At 72.2% G+C, this 245-nt stretch carries 1 protein-coding gene; it reads right to left on the bottom strand.

From position 1 onward, the window contains the following. Positions 1 to 245, bottom strand: a 245-nt coding sequence (locus J5M67_RS29190; protein WP_207888755.1) for a signal recognition particle receptor subunit alpha, incomplete at both ends; no start/stop codon positions are given.

Genomic DNA, 245 nt, shown 5'->3' with positions numbered 1-245 from the left:
CAAACCGTACAGCCCGTCGAACCGCCGCCGGCTCCGGTCGCCGCGCCGGTACAGCCCGCGCCCGTGGCGCCTGTCGTAGTCGCCCAGCCGGAGCCGCAACCCACGCCCGAGGCTCCCGTCGCTGTCGGCCAGCTCCTTGCGCGCCACGCGCTTGGTCAGGTTCTGCACGATGGTGGTGGTGGCCTCGACGCCGACGTCGGCGGTCAGCAGGCGGGTTTCCAGTTCGTCCAGCAGGTCGTCGTCGA

The sequence above is a fragment of the Pseudomonas sp. 30_B genome (genome assembly GCF_017491605.1).
In the GTDB taxonomy this organism is placed as follows: Bacteria; Pseudomonadota; Gammaproteobacteria; order Pseudomonadales; family Pseudomonadaceae; genus Pseudomonas.
The sequence above is the reverse complement of the archived record's forward strand: the minus strand, read 5'-3'. Positions and strand labels throughout refer to the sequence as shown.